Genomic DNA, 19,977 nt, shown 5'->3' with positions numbered 1-19,977 from the left:
TTATGATCCCAAACGTAGAAATTAGAGTCTATATAGCAAGAACTTACTTTTACTACTCTTATTGATTGTTTCACAAGTGTGATGTGCAAAAACGCACACGGTTTTAAGTAACCAACTTATAAAATTTGAGCTGATGCTCAATCAATAAGGCAACGAAAGTTGCCAATCGGCATTTGACCTAGCTGTCCGTATGGCATTCAATTTCTTTATCACCGAGTTTAATCTGCTAAAGAAATGGTCAAAAGAATTCTTTGCTACATTCATAAACATTGCTTATGAATACGCCAAATAGACATAAATCTATTTCTATCATTCGTTTCGAATTGTACTATAAAAGATTGTCAAAATCAAGAAATATTTGCAAATTTAACCAGTTTCTAACATAATCCTAAGACTCTTTAAGGGCTTTTCAGAAATCGTCAGAACCTTTTGGAAAAGTTGATCTCAACGTATTTAAAGCATCCCCGTAATCAAATTCATGGATCTGTCTTTCCAGCTCAACTCCCGTGTCTTCCAGCGTCAATATGAGCAGGTCTTGGTGCTCCTCAAATAAATCATAGGCCTCCGTGTCGTTATTTGCCAGCAAAACGGCCAAGCGGTTCAGAATTGCCTCGACTTGGACCCTGTCCTTTTCCTCTTTTTGGGGATTTTCAGGGGTAATCCTTTCTTTCGGTAAAGCATCTGCGAAACGGCTTATTTCGACAACAAAATTATTTGCCAGTTTTTCAAGTTGATCTTTTCCCGAGCCGATCCTGGCCGCCTGTTCCAGTTCCGCCGCCAGCTCCTGTATTCTGATCGCGCCCAGATTTCCGGCTATGCCCTTGATTGAATGGACCGTTTGGATGATGCTGTGGTAATTTTCTGCCGCCGTCTGCGTTAAAATATCAACCGCATCGGTTTGGCATTTTTGGCCAAACTGTCGGATCAATCGCAAATAAACAGCGATATCGCCACCCAGCATTCTCAGGCCGTTTTCGACATTCAAGCCCGCCACCTGCCGGAGGACTTTTAAGCGGTGCTGTTCTTCTGGCACTGCAGTTGAATACCTTGCCTGGTATTGGCCTGCCGCAATTGTGGGAGCTCCTTTGTTTTCCGGTTCGTTTTTTTTAATCGGCAGCCACTTGATTAAGCATCTGTATAAAAGCTCCGGTTCCACCGGCTTGACCAGATGATCATTCATCCCAGCTTCAATGCATTTACGCCGATCTTCTTCAAAGGCATTGGCGGTCATCGCTAGAATGGGGACCGCTTCCCAACCCGGCAAGCCTCTAATCAGTGTGGTTGCCGCCAACCCATCCATTACCGGCATCTGAACATCCATTAAGATCAGGTCAAATTTGGCCTGGGCGATTTTACTGAGGGCTTCCTGACCATTTTCGGCCAGCTCGATCTCAAATTTAAAGGGCTCCAAAAGCTGGCCAACGATTTCCTGATTGATCTGATTGTCCTCAACAATCAGTATTCGCACCGATTGATACTGCTTTAACCGCTCTTCCAGCGCTTTCAGCGATGACGGTATTTTTGATTCCATGTCATTTTCCAACAGCTCCATTAATGCATCATTAAGGGTTGACGGTGTCATCGGTTTGACCAGAATCCGGCTGATCCCAGCTCGCTGGGCTTCTTGGTAGGATATCTGATTGCCATATCCGGTAATCAGATAAACCGTCGGCCGGGTTTTCAGTTCCAGCGCTTGCAGCATCAGGGCTGTGTCAATGCCATCCATATCTGGCATTTTTAAATCCATCAATACCAGCCGAAAAGGGTTCATCAGCTGGTCAGCTTGGGCAACTGCCGCCAGTCCTTCTTTTCCCGAATTGACCGCATCACACTGGATTCCAAAATCAGCCAGCATACTCATCATCAGTTCCCGGGCTTCTTGCATATCATCGATTACTAATACCCGCACTTGTTGGGAAGACTTAATACTGATTCTATTTTTGGGCAGTACCGTTGAAATTTCAAACGGCAGCTCAAACCAGAACCGACTTCCCTGACCCAGCACACTGTCAACCCCAATTTCGCCACCTAAAAATTTTGCCAGCCGCGAGCTGATCGCCAGCCCCAAACCGGTTCCGCCATAAAGCCGGGTCATTGATTCATCAGCCTGGACAAAATCCTGGAACAGTTTTTTCATCTGCTCTTTTGACATGCCAATCCCGGTATCCCAAACTTCAAAGCGCAGGCGGATCTGTTTTTGATCCTGCTTGATGATCCGGGCCACGATCTTGATGCTCCCTGTTTCGGTAAACTTCACCGCATTGCTCATTAAATTTAGCAAAATCTGGCCAAAGCGAACCGAATCTCCCCGCAAAACCGTTGGAATATGATCCACATCCACCAGTAAGTTGAGATTTTTTCGAGCCGCCTCACTGCCCAAAATATTGCATACCCTATCGATTTCCCGGGCTGGCTCAAAATCATGGGCATCCATTTGCATTTTTCCCGCTTCAATTTTCGAAAGATCCAGCACATCATTAATGATCTGCAGTAAGTGATTGGCCGCTGCAGCCAGCTTGTCGATTTGTTCCTCCTGACGCATGGTCAGGGGATCCCGCTTGATCAAATGGGCAAGACCAATGATGGCGTTCATCGGCGTCCGAATCTCATGACTCATATTTGACAAAAAGGAACTTTTTGCCTGACTGGCGGCTTCCGCTTCAAGCTTGGCCATCTCCAATTCAGTGGTTCTGGAAAATACCATTTCCTCAAGATGCTTCTGATACGTCTCCAGTTCTTCCAGATAATTCATCTTTTCGGTTACATCCTGAACCGTTCCCCAGCTGGCGATCGGATTGCCGTCCTGATCCTGCTCGAATTCGGATCGTTCTTCCACCCAGCGGACTTCATCACCGGAAAGAATACGATGAAGAACTGAAAACGACTGGCCTTGCTCCGATTTTTCGATCCAGTTCACCATGATTTTTTCGCGGTCATCCGGATAGACAAAATCCATATAGCTTTCAAAGGTTTGCGGCATTCCTATTTTTACGCCAAAAATACGATAGGTTTCATTGGACCAAGTCAATTTGTTCGCTTTTATATCAAAGTGCCAGTGTCCCGTTTTGGAAACCTCCTGAGCCCGATTTAAAAATGCTTCATTTTGACGCAGTGCCTGAGTTATCTCGCTTCGCTCCCGATTTAGAAAAGCCATTCCGATTTGATCGGCAACTTGACAACCGAAGGTAATGTCCTCATTCTCCCATTTGCGTTTTTTTATGATATTGGCGAATGCAATGATGCCAATTGGGCGACCTTTGAATACAATGCTGCAGGAAAGGAGGGACGTTATCTTCAATGGTTTCATATAGGATCTGGCGAATTCCTTTTTTTCCGAATCGTCGGATCCATAACTAATTTCCAAATAGCGATTACTGATCAAATAATCGAACATGATCGGATTCTTCGATTTTTTTATCACCAGATTTTTTGTATGATCGTTATTCGCTGTTTGATAAAGATCAATGCACTCAAGAATGGTTTGATCCTCGTTATATTTCCAAATCGACACCCGTTCATTTCCATACCGATGTCCCAGCAATTCAGTTATTTCTTCGGCAAACCGATTGACATCTCCACTTATTCCCGATTCTATCTGACTGATTTCCCGAATCAATTGCATATGCAGACGAAGTTGTTCTGTAAGAGACTTCTGCTGATTTTCTCGTCTCTTCGTTTCTGTAATATCCCACCAAACATCACATACCAGGGTTCGCCCCTTATGGTTTACGGGTTTTAGTAGAACCGATACGTCCTGGAATGACCCTTTTTTACATACACCAATGGTTTCAAATTCCCTTGTTGCACCATTAACAACCGCCTCCAGGGTATTCAGCAATGCTTCTTTGGGTATCCCTGGTTTGATATCAAACAAAGTCATCCCCTTGAATTCATCTTTTTCATAGCCAAGACTTTTGTAAGCCACTTCATTATATACAATCATCTCGGCCGTTAACGGATCCACCAGGGCGATGGCATCTGTGGTCATGGCAAACATCGCATTTACCAGTTCCTGATTTTCCCGGTTTTCTTCTAATGTCCTGCGATGATTGATGACATCAACTAAACGACTGCAAATATTTTTTATCAGGTAGCGTTCTTCTTTGAGAAACGGACCTTCATCTTCCACTAAACATCTCTGGGTATAAAAAACACTGATCTCAATTCTGTCTCCCGCATCCAGAACGCCTTCTTCTGTTTGGCTCCATGCCGTTTCCTTAAAATCCGCGGTTTGAAACAGTTTCTTATTCCAGCGAATCCGAACCTGAGTAAGCTCCGGATATTGCCAACCGGAACCAACGACCTTTACCGCCTGTGCCAGCATTTCTTCCAGAGAAAGATCGGAATCTGATGTGATTTGAAAAACACTCTGACTGCAGACTCTTTCCTTGAGTCTTTCCTTCAGCAACTTACGTTCTGTTTTCAAGGCTTCTTCCATCTGATATCGTTCCGATATATCCCGGATTACCTCAACAAAGTTTTCGCTTTCAGCCAGCCAACTCATTCGACATTCAAAATGTTGGTTCCCCTTTGGATTGGGCAAATCATACTCAAAGGTTTGTATATGACCCGTTCTTTTGGCCAGTACCATCGCATTTGTGAACAATTTGTTGATCTCCGGCGGCAATACGGTATCGATTTTTTGATTGAGAAATGCCGCCGGCGGAAGATAAAGATCCGATGTTTTTTTGGCCCGGTATTCCAGAATAATTCCCTGAACATCTGTTAAAAACAGCAGATCCGGCACTATTTCAAAAAAAGCCTCCAATAATTTACTCTGTTTTTCCAACCCGGATTTGATCTGATCCGCCATCTGTCTCACCATCCCTTCTCTTCCGGCGTTAATTACTAGTCCGTGGCCTGCCCCTGACTCATGACCCGTCTGAAGGCCATAATTTCGGTTTCAAAGGCTTCCACCACATCCGGATCAAACTGCAAGCCTCGCTGCTCTAAAATGTAGTCTATCACCGCATCGATACTCCAGGCTTTCTTGTAAGGCCGTACCGTGGTGAGAGCATCAAAAACATCAGCCAGTGCCATAATTCTGGCTGAGATGGGAATTTCATCGCCATACAATTCTTCTGGATACCCTTTACCATCCCATCGTTCATGATGATAATTCATGATTTTCTCGGCCTCTTCCAAAAAGTGCAGTGCCGTGATTTCGCCCTGTTGATTACCTGTTTTGTTCACGGACAAGGTTTTATTAATGGCCAGACGAATGGCATTTCCGCCGATTTTACAATGGGTTTTCATTACCTCATATTCTTCATAGTCGAGCTTTCCCGGCTTTAATAAGATCGCATCGGGTATCCCAATCTTGCCAATATCATGAAGCGGTGCCGCTTTAACAATCCGTTCAATGGCCTCATCGCCTAGATGGTTTTTAAATTTCTCATTTTTTTGCAATCGCTCAGCGATAATCCGCACATAGTTCTGGGTCCGCATAACATGATTGGCGGTATCATTATCCCGGGTTTCAACCAATTCGGCAAAAACATTCAGCGTTGTATCCTGAATCATCTGATTTTCCACCATTCGTCGTTGAACCTCGGCTTCCAGCCATTCGTTCTGATTTTTAAGCCGGTCTCGGGCTTGTTTCAGTTCCAGGTGGGCATTGACTCTGGCCAACACAATCCCCGGTCGAAATGGTTTAATAATATAATCAACTGCCCCCAGATGAAAGCCCTTTTCCTCATCAATCAGACTATCCAGGGCCGAAATGTAGATAACCGGGATTGCTAGGTTGTCCGGGTCTTTCCGTAATTCCGACAAGGTTTGATAGCCGTCCATCCCCGGCATCATAATATCCATCAGAATCAGATCCGGCTTGATTCCCTTTTCAACCGCCTGAAGCAGCTCCGCTCCGGATTTATAGGCCCGAATCAAAAAAGAGGGACTCAGTAATTTTTTTAAGATCATCAGATTGATGGGTTCGTCGTCGACAATTGAAATTTCATGCTTTTTCATGCTTCCCTCTCCGTAAGTATCAAAATTATATTAAGTTTATAACTAAATAACGAGTTTTCATATGTTTTTACCCCTGATTTTGGGAATAAAACATAATTTTTTAATCCCATGCGGATGACAAAAAAGGCCCCATAAAAATTCTCCCTACTATACCTGCAGGGCCTGCCCAGATGAGATTGCCCGGCTCAGCGGGCTGGCCCCAATATCCGGGCCAGATCCTCAAGATCGGCGGCATGAATGATCGCCAGTACCTCATCGGCCGGTAATAATTCGGTATCACCATGGGGAATAAGCAGTTGGCCATTTCTGATAATTGCCACTAAAACAGATTCGGTGGGCAACCCCAGCGCTCTCACCATCTTACCTACTGCCAGCGATTCCGGGTGAACCTTTTCTTCCACCAATGAAAACTGGCCCTGATTCAGCTTCAGCAGAGTCATCATATCGCCTACTGACATTTCTTCAGCCACCAGCGTTGCCATCAGCTCGGCCTGGTTCAATGCCACATCGACCCCCATTTCCGGGGTAAACAACCAGGCATTTTTGGGATTTTTAATCCGCGCCAGAATTCGCGGCACCTGATATTCCAGACGGGCAATAGTCGCTGCCACCAGATTTGTTTCATCAGCCCCAGTCACCACCGCCAGCACATCGGCCGAACGGATCCCGGCCGCTTCCAGAACACTGGGGTCGGTGCCGCTCCCCAATACCAGCACCTCTTTGGGCAGATCACATGCCAGCCGTTCTAATTGATGGGTTCGGATTTCTATGAGCTTAACCTGATGGCCGCCGCTTTGCAGCAGCGATGTCAGATAACAGCCCACCTTGCCGCCACCTACGATTATTACTTTCATGGTCTGATATCCCCTTTCTATCCTAATCCCAACAGCGATTTAAGACGTTCGCCTGATGCCGTGGCCACAGCCAGATGGACCAGATCGCGGTTTTCAAACACCGTATTAAGCACCGGTATAATCGAGCGGTTCCCGCGACTGATCGATACCACACTGACTTCACCGGGAATCGTCAGTTCCCCGACCCGTCGGCCCACCAAGAGGGCCGGTATCTCAATTTCCATAATATCCACATCACCATTTCCAATACTCATGGCCACATTAACCGGTGCAAAACTCAGCAGATCGGCCACCCGGTTTACGCCCCAGGACATCGGATCAAAAACCTGCAGTCCCAATCGCCGATAAATTTCTGCTTTACGGGGTTCATGAAGGGCTGACACGACCCGGGGAACCCCAAAAATCTGACTGGCAATCCGGGCGGTCAGGGCATTGGCCTCGTCGTTGGAGGTCACCGCGGCCAGCGAGTCTGCCCGCTCAATACCGGCGGCCAGCAGCACATCCCGGTCAAATCCTACCCCGGCGATGGTTTTTCCCTTAAAGCCGGCGCCCAAATGTTTAAAGGTCAGTGGATCCTGATCAATGACAGTGATGTCGTGAGCACTCTGATTCAGTTTAAGAGCTAAACCGGATCCGATTCGCCCACAGCCGATTATAATGGTTTTCATTTAGCTATCCCCTTTCTCAATCTCTGTTTTATTTGTTTGTATCCAAACGTCGTTTATCCCAGTTTCGCAGGAAGGCCTTCCGTAGTTCGTCAATAATAATCACCACCGGCACCCACATAAACAGATAGGCCCATTCAATCAAGCCGATTGGGGCGGTATTAAAGATCTCGTGTAAAAACGGGGTGTAGATCAGAATGCTGAAAACGGTGAGTTCACAGACGATTCCGATTAAGATCATATGGTTGCTGAACAGCCCTACCTTGAATACCGAGGCCCGTTCGGTTCGACAATTGAAGACAATCCCGATTTGGGTAACCACAATCGCCCCCAACGTCATGGTGGTGGCCATCCGGTAAATCACGCCTGAGTCTGCCATCGGTATCCCCGGCCAGCCATTCTGCCAGTAAAGGAAGAAAAAGGCTGACATCGCAATGGCCGACTCCATGATCCCATAGAACAGAAAGGCGCGAATCAGCAGCGGCCGATTGAGCAAATGTTCCTGCTGCGATCTTGGCGGACGCTGCATTACCCCTTCTTCTGGCAGTTCAACCCCCAAAGCGATGGCCGGGATCATATCGGTGCCCAGATCCACCGCCAGAATCTGCATCACCGTCAGCGGCAACGGGATCTGGCCTTTGGCGAATAAAAACACAATAAAAGGCACCGCCTCGGGAACATTGCTGTTTAAAATATAGGTGGCAAACTTACGGATATTATTGTATACGCCCCGGCCTTCTTCCACCGCATTGACAATCGAGGCGAAATTATCGTCGGTGAGAATCATATCGGCGGCTTCCTTGGCCACATCGGTACCGGAAATCCCCATGGCAATGCCGATGTCGGCCTTTTTAAGAGCCGGCGAATCATTGACGCCATCACCGGTGACCGCCACCACATTGCCCATTTCCTGAAGGGCGGTAACCACCCGCAGTTTTTGTTCCGGTGCCACCCGGGCAAAAACAATCTCTCCGGTTAGGGCTTTTTTAAGATCCTCGTCATTGATTTCGTCCAGCTCTACGCCAGTGACAATCCGGGGCTGCGGACTATCGATAATGCCGATCCGCCGGGCAATGCTTTCGGCTGTTAAGCCATAATCACCGGTGATCATAATAATCTTTATCCCGGCTTGATGGCATTTTTTAACCGCTGCTGCCACTTCCACCCGGGGCGGATCCGCCATCACCGTAAGCCCTAAAAAGGTCATATTGTTTTCAATATGATCAGGCGTATAGTCGCTGAGGCGCTCGGGCAAACCCATCTCTTTAGTGAGAATTCGCATCGCTACCGCCAAAACCCGAAGTCCTTTGCGGGCATAGTCATCATTGGCCGCCATCACCTTTTTCCGGGTATCCTCATCCATCACCACATCTTCACCATCTTTGAGATAATGGGTACACAAATCCAGCACCTCTTTGGGCGCCCCTTTGATATAGGCCAGCTTTTCCAGATCCGAGATGTCACGGGACACCTGATGTATGGTACTCATCCGCTTGCGATGGGACTCAAAGGGCAGCTCCCGCAGCCGCGGGCTGTGAGAAAGCTCCGCATCCAGATCAATTTTCCCCTTCCGGGCGGCCACCACCAGGGCGGCTTCGGTAGGATCCCCGAGAATATTCCAATGGTTTATTTCCGGGGACGGTGGTAATAACCGGGAATTATTGCAAAGACTGGCAGCACGTAATAATGTCCGCATATCGCGGTTTTCGGCCAGTGAAATCGCTGTCTCGTCCGATGTCAGTTCCCCTTCCGGGGCATAACCAACCCCGGTTATCGTAATCTGCTGATTGACCATCCAACAGTCGCTAACGGTCATTTCATTCTGGGTTAGGGTTCCGGTTTTATCGGTACAGATAACCGTGGTGCAGCCCAGGGTTTCAACTGCCGATAAGCGTTTGATTAAGGCATTGCGTTTGGCCATCCGCTTGACCCCCATGGCCAGGGATAAGGTCACGGTTGGCAATAAGCCCTCCGGGATAAAGGCTACAATCATCCCCATCGCAAAAATAAAACTTTCGGTAATGTTGACATGGGCAAGCAGTACTGCCAGCACAAAAAAGAGCACTCCCATGCTGATCGCCATGGCTGAAACCAGCCGGGTAATCCGTCCCATTTCCAGCTGCAGCGGACTGGGTGCTTCCACCATATTCTGGGTCAGATCGGCAATTTTGCCGAACTCGGTATTCATGCCCGTGGCAAATACCACCGCCTTACAGGCGCCGGAAGCCGCATTGGTTCCGGCAAAAATCAGGTTGGGCTGTTCCGAACGGCCCAGGTCGGTACGCTGACCAACATCTTTGGTTTTATGGGCCGGATGGGATTCCCCGGTCAGAATCGACTGATCAGCTCTGAAATCATTGTCCTCAACCAGACGGCTATCGGCCGAAATGCGGTCGCCCTCGGCCAGAATAATCAGATCGCCGGGCACCAGTTCCTCGGCCAGAATTTTGACTTCTTTACCATCCCGGACCACCCGGGCATAGGTCGGCAGCAGTTGTCCCAGCGCTTCAACCGCTTTTTCGGCCTGAAACTCCTGCCAAAAACTGAATAGTCCATTAATCACATTAACCAGCCAAATGGCAATCGCCAGTTGAGGCAACTGGGCAATCAGGGCCACCACACCGCCAATCCATAACAGGATCGCCATCAGGTGGGTAAAATTGGCCAGGAATTTCCAGACCAGCGGTTTGCCCTTCTTTTTTTGAATACTGTTCTCACCAAAGTGTGCCAAGCGTGCTGTCGCTTCTTCAGACGTCAGACCTTCGGCACTTGTTTTCAGCTCGTTATAAACATCAGCAACCGATAAATTTTCGATGGGTTTTTCTAAGCCTATTCCCAGCGCTTCAACATCTGTCTGCTGCATCATCAATCACCCTCTTTTTTTCATTTTTGCACAATTAAATTTTTTCGCAATTTGCCCAAAGCAAAACTTCGTTCTATTTCAGTATACCCACTATTTTGTCTTACCAATCAATTTTTTATTTTTCCATTCTGATCCTGCCATTTTTGTATTTTTTGATACTTATAATGATATCAGAATTGTATTACAATAAGAATGCAAACCACATTGAAGAACTGAAAATCAAATTGAGGAGATACTTAAATGAATAATCGCTATGAACTAAACAAAAACCTGGCCCAAATGTTAAAAGGCGGGGTAATTATGGATGTTACCACGGCCGAGCAGGCCCGCATTGCCCAGGAAGCCGGTGCCTGCGCCGTGATGGCATTAGAACGGATTCCCGCTGATATCCGCTCGGCCGGCGGGGTTTCGCGGATGAGTGATCCCAAGATGATCAAGAGTATTCAGGCCGCGGTTTCCATCCCAGTGATGGCCAAGGTGCGGATCGGTCATTTTGCCGAAGCCCAGATCCTGGAAGCCATCGAAATAGATTATATTGATGAGAGCGAGGTGCTGTCGCCAGCCGATGATACCTACCATATCGACAAAACCGGTTTTTCGGTACCCTTTGTCTGCGGCGCCAAAGATCTGGGTGAAGCCCTGCGACGAATCAGTGAAGGTGCTGCGATGATTCGCACCAAGGGTGAACCGGGTACCGGCGACGTGGTTCAGGCGGTTCGCCATATGCGCCTGATCAACCAGCAGATCCGTGTGATTCAAAACACCAGAGCAGATGAACTCTACCAGGTGGCCAAGGATCTGCAGGTACCTTACGAGCTGGTTCAGCTGGTCAATGAAACCGGCAAACTACCAGTGGTGAACTTTGCTGCCGGCGGCATCGCCACTCCGGCTGATGCGGCTCTGATGATGCAGTTGGGGGCTGAAGGGGTCTTTGTCGGCTCCGGCATCTTCAAATCCGGCAATCCGGCCAAACGGGCTCAAGCCATTGTTAAAGCGGTGACTAATTACAATGATGCCAAACTGCTGGCTGAACTCTCAGAAGATTTGGGCGAAGCGATGGTTGGTATCAACGAGCAGGAAATTGACTTATTGATGGCCCAACGAGGCATCTAATGGCGATAACCATTGGTGTATTAGCAGTCCAGGGCGCTTTTTCCGAACATATCACCGCTTTGAAGCAATTGGGTGTTCACTGCATTGAAATTAGAAAACCCGCAGATCTGACCAGCCATCCTCTGGATGGCCTGGTTCTCCCCGGGGGCGAGAGCACCGTTATCGGCAAGCTGTTGCAGGAGCTGGCGCTCTTTGAACCCCTGAAAGACCTCATTGAAGCTGACCTGCCGGTGCTGGGCACCTGCGCCGGACTGATTCTGCTGGCGGGCCAGATTGCCGAAGATGACACCATCCATTTTGACACAATGAATATGGTAGCCCGCAGAAACGCCTATGGCCGCCAGCTTGGCAGCTTTCAGACGGAGGCTGAATTTGATGCCGGCGGAAAAATCCCGATGGTTTTTATCCGGGCGCCCTATATCGAAAGCGTCGGCGTCGATGTGAACATTCTGGCTCGGGTTGACAATCATATTGTGGCCGCCCGACAGGGAAACATGGTAGTGACTTCCTTTCACCCGGAGCTGACCGCGGATCTGACGGTGCATCAGTATTTTTTAAATTTAGTTCAACAAAAAGCAAAACCCTGTGTCGCTTGATGGCGATACAGGGTTTTGCGGTAATAACTTTAACGATTAAAACAGTTCTTTGCTCATTTCATCAATGCACTCATCGATATAAGCGATGACGCCTTCGAAATTCTCAATTGGCAGACCAGATGTCTGGCAAGGAATGAAATATTTGTGGCCATTGGCTTTACAGGTTTCTTCAACTTGTTTTTTAACCACTTCTTTTTCCCAGCCGGGATAATCTACGGTACCGCTGTGGAGACCGCCCATGAAGGTGATCTTGTCGCCGTACTCTTTGATCAGTTCAGGAATATTATTGGTGTTCATAACCCCCTGCCAGATATCAATGCCCACTTCGATCATGTAAGGCACTAAATTAGCCGCATAGGAGTCACTATGGTGGATAATCAATTCCACGCCATTGTCTTTATAGAACTGGTAGATTTTTTTGTATGATGGCACAAAGAATTCTTCAAACATATCTGGTGAGATGAACGATGAAATCTGGCTGCCCCAGTCATCATGATGTAAAATGGCTTCCGGCTTCAATTTTTCCATCATCACGGCGGCAAATTCCAATTCATATTCAGTCAGATAGTCAATCAGTTCCTGCATTGCTTCTGGCTCTTCGTAAAGGGCCATCAGGGCGTTTTCCATGCCCATCAGGTGATGGGTCATTTCGAAGAGACCTGGTGCGAAAAAGGCCGTCGCAAACTTTTCTTTACGGTCAACGGCATTGGCGTGAGCAATCGCTGGCGCCCAGGCTTCGTCTGAGGTGGCAATGGCTGGTTTTTTGACGGTTTTTTTCCACTCGGTAATATCCTGAATCACCGCCAAGCCATCGTGATGAACCGGGAACATGCCTAACTGGCCTTCTGGCCATTGCCAGGTAATACCCCAATGATCTTTCCATGTTTGACCATATTTAAATTCTGTACCAGTTGGTACTTCCATGATCAGATCAATAAATTCATATTGTTTGACAAAACGATCCGGATTGCCACCCTTCATTGTTTCCAGCAAATTTTCTCTGATTGTTAACATAACTTCTCCTTCTTATGCTTTATTTGGGATAATTGTTACTGTTCTTGTAGCGGCTTAAGCGCCAATCAGTTCTTTGGCTTTAGCAGCAGCACTACCGGCATCCGGTGCATAACCATCGGCGCCGATTTCTGTAGCGTACTCTGGTGTAACCGGAGCCCCACCAACAATGACCTTCATATCCGGATAAGCTGCTTTAATCGTTTGAACGGCTTCTTTTAACGCTGGCATGGTAGTGGTTAACAGACCAGAACAAGCAACTAATACAACATTATTATTTTCTTTTACCGCTTCTACAAACTTGTCTGCCGGTACGTCAACGCCCAGGTCAACCATATCAAAGCCAGCGCTTTCAAGCATCATCACAACCAGGTTTTTACCGATATCGTGCAGATCGCCGGCTACAGTTCCCATGATACAGGTTCCCAGTGAATTGGCGCCATCGCCGGCCATCACTGGTTTTAACACTTCTACCCCTTTGGACATCGCTTTGGCGGCAATTAACATTTCTGGAACAAAGATTTCTCCAGATGAGAATTTATCCCCGACCACGCCCATGGAGGCAACCATTGCATCCAGAATATCCTGCGCTTTATCACCGGCATCCAGAGCTTCCTGAACGGCTGCGGCAACCTTCTTTGATTTACCGGTTTCGACCAATACTTTTACATCTTCAATTTTTGACATTTTCAATTTCTCCTTTGATTTTTATACTAATTTTTATTTTAATCACCCGGAACCTGTGTGAGTGCCGGGTTTGGTTGTAACTTATTTTACGAAAATGCCTTCCCGGAAAGCACCGATATATTCCATGCAGTATTCATCTTCACCCATCATCGCTTCGGTGGCAAACAGCATTCCCATCATATCCTTGTTCAGGGGATCGAGAATAAAGCTGTCCATGCCGGCGCTCATGGCCAGAACGGCAAAGGCCTGGTTGGCAATCCGGCGGGCTGGTAAATTGAAAGAAATGTTGCTGACGGCACCGGTGACATGAATGGTTGGATATTGCTTTTTGATTTCCCGAATGACTTCGGTGACCATGGTAATCCCATCTTCCGAGGTGCACAGCATTTCAATCAAGGGATCGATGTGCATGCGGGAGGGGTCAATCTTATATTCCTGGCATTTTGCCATTAAGTCAGTGAACACTTCCAGACGATCCTTGGCGGTTTTAGGGATGCCCTTGTCACTGTTTAGCAAAGCCACACATTCCCACTTGGTATCGGCCAGTACCTTAAAGGCCACATCGACCTTGTCCCCTTCTAATGACACGGAGTTAAACAGTCCTGGTTTGTTGCAGTATTTCATCGATTCAATGCAGGTATAAACATTGGGGCTGTCCACTGCAATCGGCACGTCAGTAGCATCCTGAACGGTGTCAATCAACCATTTCATCGTTTCCAGTTCGATGTCATCGTCCACTGAGGCACAGACGTCGATGAAATTAGCCCCAGCTTCGGCCTGCTTAATCGCCAGGTTCCGGATAAATTCGACATCCTTTGCCGCTATCGCTTTCGCGGTTGAGGGAATAGCACCGTTAATTTTTTCGCCAATAATTATCATTTTCTTTCTCCTTTTCGATCTTGTTTATATTTGAAACGATTCTTCGTTTAAATGCCACTTTTCTCTGATTCTCAATCACCCGATATGATTATCGTTTACAGTCATTAACTGACAACGCTGTCATCATTTTCCGGCTGGCCTGATTAATCGCCAGCATTCTTACCCGCACCAGGTTCCCTGAACCGTTATTTATTTTACCGGTAAAGTAATTGCAGTATAGTCCTATTTTTACGAATTGTCAACATAAATTTTACCGGTAAAATATTTTTATTCAGCACAGATGTTTTGCCTTGATATCGAGAAGATTAAACGATACAATAACAGCATCGAAAACAAAGAGAGACAGATATGAAAAATCAGAAAGAAAATATTATCCAGGTTGCCACAAAACTTTTTTACGAACAAGGTTATAAAAATACCTACTTAGATCAAATTGCCACTGATTGTGAGATTACCAAGCCTTTAATCACCTATTATTTTAAATCAAAATCTAATTTAGCCCGGGAAGTGACCGAAAAATTTCTGGTCGAACATAAGAACAGGGTTGCTTTTAGACTCTATTTAGAATATTTCAAAGGTCAGCCGGCCGACTTGCAGGTGAGTACCGCAGTGGAAATCCGTTTATATGACATGCTGCATCTATGTGATCCCAATGTCATGCGTTTTATTAAAGAACATGCTGATGAAAAGCATGAAGATACCTTTTCCCAAAGCGTTGTTCATCTTTATAAAATCCATGACCGCCGATACAAATTAAAACTGAAACGATGTCCTGATGAAATATCGATGATTGCCCGATCTGCCATGGCTTCCTCATTATCGGTAAAATTAGCCTATGCCAATGGCGAGTTTGACTGTTCTCAGGAAGAATGTCTGGATTACCTGACCAGCCTTCATTTTGTCCTGATGCATATTGATGAAAGCCGAATTGATGAAATCATTGACGAAAGCAAACGGGTTTTACAATTGATCCCTTTTGAAATCAAGCCTTATTTTCAGGTTATCTAATCTCGTTATTTATATTAGCTGATTACAAAAAAGAACTTAGTCGCACTGTTATGATCAGCGCGGACTAAGTTCTTTTTTCGTATATAGCAATAATCGTTCATCTCAATGTATATGTCAATGCATATGCCGATGGTGAACGTCCGGCAGATGGCAGTGACTGTGAACCGTATTTTTGTGGGTATGTTCATGACAATGCTCACCGGTAACCGGCGGATGATCCGCATGAAGATGGTGTGCATCATCGTGGTTATGACTATGATCGTGGGTCTCCTCAAGATGGATGTGATCATGTTCGTGATTTTCCGATAGCGCCAGCCAGGTCCCCAGAACCATGATGGCCAAGGCTATTAAAAACGAAAAAGTAATGGGTTCCTTAAGTACCAGCCAGGATATCAGCACTCCCATAAAAGGGGCTGCCGCATAATAGGCACTGGTTCGGGCGGCTCCCAGTCCCCGTTGGGCTTTGACATAGAAAAAAATGCTCAGGCCATAGGCCACAAAACCTAAGGACATAGCCAGGCTAATATAAAGTAACGAGCCGGACAGGTCGCCCCAGATCATGGCAATCAGCAAAGCCCCTAGTCCCGATCCAAAGCCTTTCAGGATAACCACCTGCACCGGATCTTTAATCGATAGATTCCGGGTGCAGTTATTCTCCAAACCCCAGCAAACACAGGACAGCATCACGAAAACCGCCCCCATCGATAAGTTAATCGCCGCAACATCGCTAACCGTCAGAATGATACTGGCCAGAGAGATCAATATAATGGCCATCCACATCCGTTTGCCAATCGCTTCTTTAAAAAAAATCATGGCAATCACTGCGGTCGCCGCAATTTCAAAATTTCCTAATAAGGCCGCGGTACTGGAGTTAGTCAGACTGATCCCCAGCAATAGAAAAATCGGTGCCGCGATATCCAGTAAAATCATCATAATAACTGAGGGCATTTCTTTTTGGGTGAGTCTGGCTTCTGTAGTCGCGGTCCGCCGGGTTTTGTTTAGAACCGTCAGCACCGTCATGCCCAGCCCTGCGCCCAGATATAATAGTGCCGCCAGAAATAAGGGGTGGATTTTGTTGAGCAACAGCTTAGAAAAGGGGGCATTAATCCCAAATAGCAGGGCTGCCAAGACTGCATACACGACCGCAGCATTTTTCTTCATAAATGATTGAACCTCCGCTTCTGAGTTTTCTGTTGTTATTTTACGACAAGCTAGCTAAGCTATCGCTTTCTTAACCAGTCCGATCGCCGAAAAGATGACAAACATCAATAAATTGATCACCACCACGCTGGCACCGGTGGGAAAAGAGAAAATAAAGGACAGGATAATACCGACTACAAAGCAGCATACCGACAAAATAGCCGAACTGATCACCACCTGTTTAAAGGTTTTAAACAAACGCATTGACGTCAGGGCCGGAAAGATAATCAGACTGGAAATCAGCAACGCGCCCATCATCCGCATCCCCACCACAATGGTCAGCGCCGTTAACAGGGCAATCAGGGTATTGTAGCGGCCAGCATTGGTACCGGTTGCCCGGGTAAAACTTTCGTCGAAGGTAACGGCAAAAATCTTGTTGTAAAACAACACATACAACAGGATAACCACTACGGAAACCCCGACACTGAGCAACACGTCGCTTTCACTCATCGCCAGAATGCTACCAAACATATAATTACTGGTATCGGCATTCATTCCCGATGTGTAGGAAATGATAATCACCCCGATGGCCAGCGAACTGCTGGAAATCAGAGCAATGGCGGCATCACCTTTAATCCGGCTATTTTCGCTGATCCGCAACAACACAAAAGCGGCCACCGCCACCACCGGAATGGCCACTTCCAGCGGTGACAGGTTTAATGCCATGGCCAGGGCCAGGGCCCCAAAGCCGACATGGGACAAGCCGTCGCCGATCATCGAGTAGCGTTTTAACACCAGACTCACCCCCAAAAGGGCCGCACACAGCGACACCAGAACCCCAACGATGAGGGCCCTGACCACAAAGGCGTAAGATAATAGCTCAGTCAGCAATTCAATCATTTTTACGCGCCCCCATCATCTGCTGACACATTTCCGTTTTCAGGTAGTCTGCGGTTGACCCGAAGAAGGCCGTTGCGGTTCTCATATGAAGAATTTTGTTGCCGTATCGGATGGCGCTATCCAAATCATGGGAGACCATCAATACGGTGATTCCCTGGCTCTGATTGAGTTCCGCGACCAGCTGGTACAAATCAGCCGTCATCATTGGATCCAATCCGGCCACCGGCTCATCCAGCAGCAGCAATTTTTCGGTGGCACAAAGTGCCCGGGCCAACAGCACCCGCTGCTGCTGGCCGCCCGATAAATCACGATAGGATTTTTTTCTGATATCGGTGATATTCAACTGCTCCATCTTAGCCGCGGCCCGTTCCTTTTCCAAGCGCGAGTAGAAGGGCAACAGTCCCCGGCGATTGAGGCAGCCGGAGATCACCACCTCGCTAACGCTGGCTGGAAAGTCCCGTTGAATCACCGTCTGTTGCGGTAGATAACCAATTTCATTTGGGGCGAGACCGTCAAAGGTAATGCTGCCCTCCTGAGGTTTAATCAGTCCCAATAGACCTTTGACCAGGGTACTTTTCCCCGAACCGTTTTCGCCCACCACACACAGATAGTCGCCCTGCTCCAGATCAAAGCTGACGTTGTTTACGGCCCGTTGCCCATCATATCCGATGGTGACCCCTTCACAGGAAATTAATTTCATTGGTTAGTCAGCCCCTTTCGCAGATTTTCGGCATTTTGCTGCATAATTGAAACGTAGGTTGCCCCAGCCTCAAAATCGTCTTTTGTGACATTATGAGCCGAATGAAGTTGCAGCTGCTGGGCTCCGGTTTGTTCACTGATGGCCCTGGCAATATTGTGATTGCTGAGCTCGATATAGTAGACATATTTAATGTTCTGCTCCTTGATGGTATTCATCAGATAGGCCAAAGTTCCCGCACTGGCCTCGGTATCGGTACTACAACCAGGAAATGCCGCTTGATATTCCAGACCGAATTCATCGACAAAATATCGGAACGGAAAGCGATCGCCAAAGACCAGCAACTTATTGGTGGAGGCTGCCACAATCCCGGCAATTTCATCATCCACAGCCTGGATCTGCGCTGTATAAGCGGCGGCATTTTTGGTATAGGTAACGGCGTTTTTGGTATCCACTTCGGCCAATGCGGCGGCGATTTCATTGACCATCAAGATGGCATTTTTAGGTGCTGTCCAGATATGTTCGTCATACTCAATTTCGGCCTCGGCTGGTTTGGCTTCTTTTTGAATCGTTTCTGTGTCCCCTTCCTCTTCTTCAGCCTCCATCCCTTCTACGATTTCCTCTGCCACCGGCTTAACCGCATCCATCAGACGAATAATTTTCTTATCACTGGTATCCATGGACTCCAGAATCGTGCTGACCCAGGCATCGTTTTCGCCGCCAATGTAGATAAACACATCGGCATCCTGAATTTTGATAATATCAGCCGGGGAGGGATCATAGGAATGAACTTCCGCGGCTGGTTTTACCAGCATCGTCAAATCGGCCTGATCCCCGGCAATGGCTCTGGCAAAATCAAAAACCGGAAAAATAGTCGTAACAATACTAATTTTTCCGGAGCTATCGGCGTTTTTGGCCGCCGTATTTTTGGTACAACCGGTTACGCCCACTGCCAAAATCAGCAGCGCCACTAAAACAACACCTATCTTTTTCATCACAAGGCCTCCTGATCGTTTTTTTCATGAGCTGAACAACTTTTACATAATCCATAAAAAACTGTTTTGAATGTATTGATGTCAAAGGCGTGGTGGTTCAATACATGGGTGTAAAGATCCTTCATATAACCACAGTCCAGATGAATCAGGGTTCCGCAATGCTCGCATTTCAGATGAAAATGCTCATGGCAATGGGCTTCTTCGCCAATATACTGAAAACAGGCGCTGGTTACCCCATCGATGATGTACTTTTGCAGCTCACCCTGCTCCACCAGCTTATCAAGATGTCGATAAATGGTGGTTACTCCCACTGGCGTGCCCTGCTTTTCTAAAAATTCAGCAATCATATTGACGGTAATATGCTGATTTTTTTTTGCTATTAAATATTTCAGGATCGTATCCTGTTGCTTTGTTTTATAGTAAGACGGTTTTCCCATTTTATCCCCCGCTTAAATGAATTTGAAAATCATTTTCATATTACCTCAAAAACACTGATCTGTCAAAGTAATTTGAAAATCATTTTCATATTGCTCTTTTTTTTTATTTATGTTTTTTTCTTGCAAATCGGGATATAATAACCATAGTTTATCGTTTCTTAA

16 protein-coding genes are annotated in these 19,977 nt (G+C 46.9%); 3 read left to right on the top strand and 13 right to left on the bottom strand.

Annotated features, from left to right (window positions below):
• Window positions 1–409 precede the first annotated feature (409 nt).
• The 5 genes from U2P91_RS03855 to U2P91_RS03835 all read right to left on the bottom strand — a co-directional run bounded on the left by U2P91_RS03855 (window position 410) and on the right by U2P91_RS03835 (window position 10,355).
• Window positions 410–4,825, bottom strand: a complete 4,416-nt coding sequence (locus U2P91_RS03855) for a response regulator (protein WP_322519062.1) — start codon at window positions 4,823–4,825, stop codon at window positions 410–412.
• Between the two features lie 23 nt (window positions 4,826–4,848).
• Window positions 4,849–5,970: an HD-GYP domain-containing protein gene (locus tag U2P91_RS03850; RefSeq protein WP_322519061.1), complete on the bottom strand. Its 1,122-nt coding sequence runs from the start codon at window positions 5,968–5,970 to the stop codon at window positions 4,849–4,851.
• Between the two features lie 185 nt (window positions 5,971–6,155).
• The gene (locus U2P91_RS03845; protein ID WP_322519060.1) at window positions 6,156–6,824 is read right to left on the bottom strand and encodes a TrkA family potassium uptake protein; all 669 of its coding nucleotides are present in this window, start codon (window positions 6,822–6,824) and stop codon (window positions 6,156–6,158) included.
• Window positions 6,825–6,841: 17 nt separating this feature from the next.
• On the bottom strand, window positions 6,842–7,492 hold the full coding sequence (locus U2P91_RS03840) for a TrkA family potassium uptake protein (RefSeq protein ID WP_322519059.1): 651 nt from the start codon (window positions 7,490–7,492) through the stop codon (window positions 6,842–6,844).
• 28 nt (window positions 7,493–7,520) lie between these two features.
• Window positions 7,521–10,355, bottom strand: a complete 2,835-nt coding sequence (locus tag U2P91_RS03835) for a cation-transporting P-type ATPase (protein ID WP_322519058.1) — start codon at window positions 10,353–10,355, stop codon at window positions 7,521–7,523.
• 237 nt (window positions 10,356–10,592) lie between these two features.
• On the opposite strand from U2P91_RS03835, the gene pdxS reads away from it, so the two are divergent.
• Window positions 10,593–11,465, top strand: coding sequence for a pyridoxal 5'-phosphate synthase lyase subunit PdxS (pdxS, locus tag U2P91_RS03830; protein WP_322519057.1), 873 nt, complete (start codon window positions 10,593–10,595; stop codon window positions 11,463–11,465).
• Between the two features lie 5 nt (window positions 11,466–11,470).
• A complete protein-coding gene (gene pdxT / locus U2P91_RS03825; protein WP_322519128.1) occupies window positions 11,471–12,061 on the top strand; it encodes a pyridoxal 5'-phosphate synthase glutaminase subunit PdxT in 591 nt (196 codons plus the stop codon).
• Window positions 12,062–12,097: 36 nt separating this feature from the next.
• On the opposite strand, the gene U2P91_RS03820 is transcribed toward pdxT, so the two are convergent.
• The 3 genes from U2P91_RS03820 to U2P91_RS03810 form a co-directional block, all read right to left on the bottom strand.
• Window positions 12,098–13,075 carry a uroporphyrinogen decarboxylase family protein gene (locus tag U2P91_RS03820; RefSeq protein WP_322519056.1) on the bottom strand — a complete coding sequence of 326 codons (978 nt, stop codon included), beginning with the start codon at window positions 13,073–13,075 and terminating at the stop codon, window positions 12,098–12,100.
• A 54-nt stretch (window positions 13,076–13,129) separates the two neighbouring features.
• Entirely contained in the window at window positions 13,130–13,759 is a 630-nt protein-coding gene (locus tag U2P91_RS03815) for a corrinoid protein (RefSeq protein WP_026394171.1), read from the bottom strand.
• An 81-nt stretch (window positions 13,760–13,840) separates the two neighbouring features.
• The gene (locus U2P91_RS03810) at window positions 13,841–14,638 is read right to left on the bottom strand and encodes a methyltetrahydrofolate cobalamin methyltransferase (protein WP_322519055.1); all 798 of its coding nucleotides are present in this window, start codon (window positions 14,636–14,638) and stop codon (window positions 13,841–13,843) included.
• Between the two features lie 348 nt (window positions 14,639–14,986).
• Here U2P91_RS03810 and U2P91_RS03805 point away from each other — a divergent pair, with 348 nt between their 5' ends.
• Window positions 14,987–15,646, top strand: a complete 660-nt coding sequence (locus U2P91_RS03805; protein WP_026394173.1) for a TetR/AcrR family transcriptional regulator — start codon at window positions 14,987–14,989, stop codon at window positions 15,644–15,646.
• Between the two features lie 114 nt (window positions 15,647–15,760).
• On the opposite strand, the gene U2P91_RS03800 is transcribed toward U2P91_RS03805, so the two are convergent.
• The 5 genes from U2P91_RS03800 to U2P91_RS03780 are packed head-to-tail and all read right to left on the bottom strand — an operon-like array spanning window position 15,761 to window position 19,815.
• Window positions 15,761–16,807, bottom strand: a complete 1,047-nt coding sequence (locus U2P91_RS03800; protein WP_322519054.1) for a DMT family transporter — start codon at window positions 16,805–16,807, stop codon at window positions 15,761–15,763.
• Between the two features lie 54 nt (window positions 16,808–16,861).
• Complete coding sequence (locus tag U2P91_RS03795) at window positions 16,862–17,686, bottom strand: metal ABC transporter permease (RefSeq protein ID WP_322519053.1); 825 nt, start codon at window positions 17,684–17,686, stop codon at window positions 16,862–16,864.
• Window positions 17,679–18,386: a metal ABC transporter ATP-binding protein gene (locus U2P91_RS03790; RefSeq protein ID WP_322519052.1), complete on the bottom strand. Its 708-nt coding sequence runs from the start codon at window positions 18,384–18,386 to the stop codon at window positions 17,679–17,681. Before U2P91_RS03790 ends, U2P91_RS03795 begins: the two co-directional genes overlap by 8 nt.
• Window positions 18,383–19,378 (bottom strand): metal ABC transporter substrate-binding protein, encoded by a 996-nt coding sequence (locus tag U2P91_RS03785; protein ID WP_322519051.1) that lies wholly within the window; start codon window positions 19,376–19,378, stop codon window positions 18,383–18,385. The genes U2P91_RS03790 and U2P91_RS03785 overlap by 4 nt, the downstream gene beginning before the upstream one ends.
• A complete protein-coding gene (locus U2P91_RS03780) occupies window positions 19,378–19,815 on the bottom strand; it encodes a Fur family transcriptional regulator (protein ID WP_322519050.1) in 438 nt (145 codons plus the stop codon). The genes U2P91_RS03785 and U2P91_RS03780 overlap by 1 nt, the downstream gene beginning before the upstream one ends.
• Window positions 19,816–19,977 lie beyond the last annotated feature (162 nt).

The organism is Acetobacterium sp. K1/6 (assembly GCF_034438075.1).
Classification (GTDB): domain Bacteria; phylum Bacillota; class Clostridia; order Eubacteriales; family Eubacteriaceae; genus Acetobacterium; species Acetobacterium carbinolicum.
The sequence above is the reverse complement of the archived record's forward strand: the minus strand, read 5'-3'. Positions and strand labels throughout refer to the sequence as shown.

What these genes read in the sequence shown, in the direction of transcription:
- U2P91_RS03855 (WP_322519062.1), bottom strand. Translation starts at nt 4,825, where the DNA reads ATGGTGAGACAGATGGCGGATCAGATCAAATCCGGGTTGGAAAAACAG.
- U2P91_RS03850 (WP_322519061.1), bottom strand. Translation starts at nt 5,970, where the DNA reads ATGAAAAAGCATGAAATTTCAATTGTCGACGACGAACCCATCAATCTG.
- U2P91_RS03845 (WP_322519060.1), bottom strand. Translation starts at nt 6,824, where the DNA reads ATGAAAGTAATAATCGTAGGTGGCGGCAAGGTGGGCTGTTATCTGACA.
- U2P91_RS03840 (WP_322519059.1), bottom strand. Translation starts at nt 7,492, where the DNA reads ATGAAAACCATTATAATCGGCTGTGGGCGAATCGGATCCGGTTTAGCT.
- U2P91_RS03835 (WP_322519058.1), bottom strand. Translation starts at nt 10,355, where the DNA reads ATGATGCAGCAGACAGATGTTGAAGCGCTGGGAATAGGCTTAGAAAAA.
- pdxS (WP_322519057.1), top strand. Translation starts at nt 10,593, where the DNA reads ATGAATAATCGCTATGAACTAAACAAAAACCTGGCCCAAATGTTAAAA.
- U2P91_RS03820 (WP_322519056.1), bottom strand. Translation starts at nt 13,075, where the DNA reads ATGTTAACAATCAGAGAAAATTTGCTGGAAACAATGAAGGGTGGCAAT.
- U2P91_RS03815 (WP_026394171.1), bottom strand. Translation starts at nt 13,759, where the DNA reads ATGTCAAAAATTGAAGATGTAAAAGTATTGGTCGAAACCGGTAAATCA.
- U2P91_RS03810 (WP_322519055.1), bottom strand. Translation starts at nt 14,638, where the DNA reads ATGATAATTATTGGCGAAAAAATTAACGGTGCTATTCCCTCAACCGCG.
- U2P91_RS03805 (WP_026394173.1), top strand. Translation starts at nt 14,987, where the DNA reads ATGAAAAATCAGAAAGAAAATATTATCCAGGTTGCCACAAAACTTTTT.
- U2P91_RS03800 (WP_322519054.1), bottom strand. Translation starts at nt 16,807, where the DNA reads ATGAAGAAAAATGCTGCGGTCGTGTATGCAGTCTTGGCAGCCCTGCTA.
- U2P91_RS03795 (WP_322519053.1), bottom strand. Translation starts at nt 17,686, where the DNA reads ATGATTGAATTGCTGACTGAGCTATTATCTTACGCCTTTGTGGTCAGG.
- U2P91_RS03790 (WP_322519052.1), bottom strand. Translation starts at nt 18,386, where the DNA reads ATGAAATTAATTTCCTGTGAAGGGGTCACCATCGGATATGATGGGCAA.
- U2P91_RS03785 (WP_322519051.1), bottom strand. Translation starts at nt 19,378, where the DNA reads ATGAAAAAGATAGGTGTTGTTTTAGTGGCGCTGCTGATTTTGGCAGTG.
- U2P91_RS03780 (WP_322519050.1), bottom strand. Translation starts at nt 19,815, where the DNA reads ATGGGAAAACCGTCTTACTATAAAACAAAGCAACAGGATACGATCCTG.